The organism is Streptomyces calidiresistens, from assembly GCF_014141525.1.
GTDB classification, from domain to species: Bacteria; Actinomycetota; Actinomycetes; order Streptomycetales; family Streptomycetaceae; genus Streptomyces; species Streptomyces calidiresistens.
In genome coordinates, this window is sequence record NZ_VKHS01000772.1 from 1 (window position 1) to 2,525 (window position 2,525).

The window sequence follows — 2,525 nt, forward strand, 5'->3', positions numbered from 1 at the left end:
CTGGTGGCCGGGGGCGCCCTCCATGCCGACGGCGATGGTCGGCTGGGCGTCGCGCCAGTTGCGGATCTCGTGGGGGGAGTCCACGCCCCGGCGGGCGGGGTGGTTGGCGAGCATCAGGGCGTCCTGCACCCGCCTGCGCTGGACCTGCTCGGCCAGGAAGTCGAGCCCGGCGATGGCCAGGGCCTCGTTCTGCGGGGTGTCGGCCGTGGCCCCCCGCACGCCGCCGTCGTAGTCGGTCTCGAATTGCTTGAGGACCTCGACCTCGTTCTTCCCCGGGTGCACGAAGACGGTGGCGTGCTCGGCGGCGGGGATGTTCCATTCCAGGCCCTGGAAGACCAGGGCGTCGGGGATCTCCTCACGGGCGGCGCGGATGTCGGGGTTGGTCTTCTCCACCCCGATGCGGGCGTGGGTGGCGCCGCCGTGGTCGGTGATGACCAGCCAGTCGAGTCCGTATCGGACGCCGTTGCGGACCTGGTCGATGACCCGGTACTGGGCGTCGGAGCTGTACTGGGTGTGGATGTGGTGGTCGCCCGCCAGCCAGAGCGTCTTCTTCCCGGGCTTGGCGGACGCGCCGGACGCGGCGGCGGTGCCGGTCGTGACGGCACCCCCGGCCCCCGCGGCGGCGAAGGACTCGCCGGCGCCGGCGAGAACGCCCGCGCCGGCGAGTCCCGCCCCCAGCAACCCCGCGCGGCGGAGGATGCCGCGGCGGGAGAGCTGCTCGGGGCTCAGTTCGCTGTCCGGGATGGAGGCGTCCATCGCCGCGGGCAGCGGCCGGCCTTCGTCGTGGTGATCGTGACCGTGGTGGTGGTCGTGCCCCGGGGGGTGGCCATGGCCCATTCTCACTTCTCCCTCTTCGGTTCACGGGTGGAACCTGCGCCACACGGAACTCTGGAGGGGGTGGGTGAACCCGGGGTGAGGAACGGGCCGCCGGGAGACGTCGGTCAGACGCGCGAGCGTCGGCCGGTCAGCAGCTGGTACAGGAAGAGGAGGATGACGGCTCCGATGATGGCCGCCACCCAGGTGGAGATCTCGAAGAAGCCGTCCACGGCGTCCACCCCGAACAGCGCGCTGCCGAGGAAACCGCCGAGCAGGGCACCCGCGATACCCAGGAGGATGGTGACGATGATGCCACCGGGGCCATCGCCCGGCATCACCTTCTTGGCGATGGCGCCGGCGATGAGACCGAGGATGATCCACGCGATGATGCCCATGACAGTTGTCCTCTCGTCGCTGTGACGTGTACCGGTCGTCTGTCGGTTGCCCCGATTCCCCTGCCGCACTCCCCCGGAAGGCAATTGGCCGATTTTCGCCTTGCCTCGGATGCGGAACTGCGCCAGAGGAACCACCGGTCACCGTCATCGGGCTTGTATGTCCGATTATGCGAGGGTTTGCGGCGTGCCGCTCGGGGAGTCGGCACCCCGCCGACCCTCGCGGGTCGGCCGGCCCGACGCGACCGGGTGGGGCGGTTCCGGATCGGCGTGTGCCCGGCACCGCGCGATCCACACCCGGGAGCGCTCCCCCGGGCGATCCGGACACGGAGGGGCCACACCACCGCAACGGGTTCACGCAGGAGGGGCGCCGTTTCCCCGCTTTCCTGATACGGATGACCCAACCGAGTCCATCCGACCTTCACACCACCATCACGGAACACCCCTCGGGAGAGGCGTTGAGCACCGACAGCGGGACCACGACGGAAGAGTTCACCGAGGAGGCCCGGCTCGACCGGGAGATACCGGACCGCGTACTGCGCCACGGCGGCCACGGTGACGCCGTCACCGCGTTCACCGGGGCCCTGGACGCGGCGCGGGACGAGGAGGAGGCCCTCCGCGTCGTGCGGCACCACGGCCGCCGGCTGTGGCGCAACGCCGCCCGCCGGGCCCGGGAGACCGACGGCGACGACCGCCCCCTGTACTGGACCCGGCTGGCCATGGTCCGGCTGCTGCGCGCACGTCACCCCGCCGGCGATCCCCTCGGCGCCGCGCTGATCGCCGCCCTCGAACGCTCCTCCCGCGGCATCGGCGGCAACCACCTGCCCGCCGGTGGGGAACGCCTGCGGGTCGTGATCACCGGCTTCGACCCCTTCGGACTCGATCGCGACATCCGGCGCGGCAACCCCTCGGGCGCCGCCGTCCTCGCCCTGCACGGCACCACGCTGCGGACGGCGGACGGACGCACCGCGCACGTGGAGGGCGTGATCCTGCCGGTGCGCTGGCACGACTTCACCGATGGAATCGTGGAGGAGGCGCTGACCCCGTACCTGGAGGAGGGGCCGCGCCGGGTGGACCTGTTCATGACCATCAGCCGGGGTCGGCCGGGCTTCTTCGACCTGGAGGCGTTCAACGGGGCGCGCCGCGGCGACACCCCGGACAACGCCGGGGTGCGGGCCCCGGGCCCGGTGCCGGTGCCTCCCGGCCCGGACGGCGCCGAGGGTCCGCAGTGGACCCGGAGCACCCTGCCGATGGAACGGATGGTCGCGGCGGTGGAAGCGGAGGGCGGGGAGGCACCGGCAACCTGTCTCTTAGCAA

The 2,525-nt window shown here is 72.1% G+C and carries 3 protein-coding genes; 1 reads left to right on the forward strand and 2 read right to left on the reverse strand.

The window, feature by feature from the left end:
* Both FOE67_RS22550 and FOE67_RS22555 read right to left on the reverse strand, forming a co-directional pair.
* Positions 1-837 (reverse strand): PHP domain-containing protein (locus tag FOE67_RS22550; RefSeq protein WP_323385309.1); only part of this gene is annotated, 837 nt, incomplete at its 3' end.
* A gap of 104 nt (positions 838-941) precedes the next feature.
* Positions 942-1,211 carry a GlsB/YeaQ/YmgE family stress response membrane protein gene (locus FOE67_RS22555; RefSeq protein WP_143620787.1) on the reverse strand — a complete coding sequence of 90 codons (270 nt, stop codon included), beginning with the start codon at positions 1,209-1,211 and terminating at the stop codon, positions 942-944.
* A 455-nt stretch (positions 1,212-1,666) separates the two neighbouring features.
* On the opposite strand from FOE67_RS22555, the gene FOE67_RS22560 reads away from it, so the two are divergent.
* On the forward strand, positions 1,667-2,525 hold an 859-nt coding region (locus tag FOE67_RS22560; RefSeq protein WP_498370712.1), incomplete at its 3' end, for a PA0049 C-terminal domain-containing protein.

Excerpts from the sequence above, each read along its gene's own strand:
- FOE67_RS22555 (WP_143620787.1), bottom strand. The coding sequence starts at position 1,211 with ATGGGCATCATCGCGTGGATCATCCTCGGTCTCATCGCCGGCGCCATC.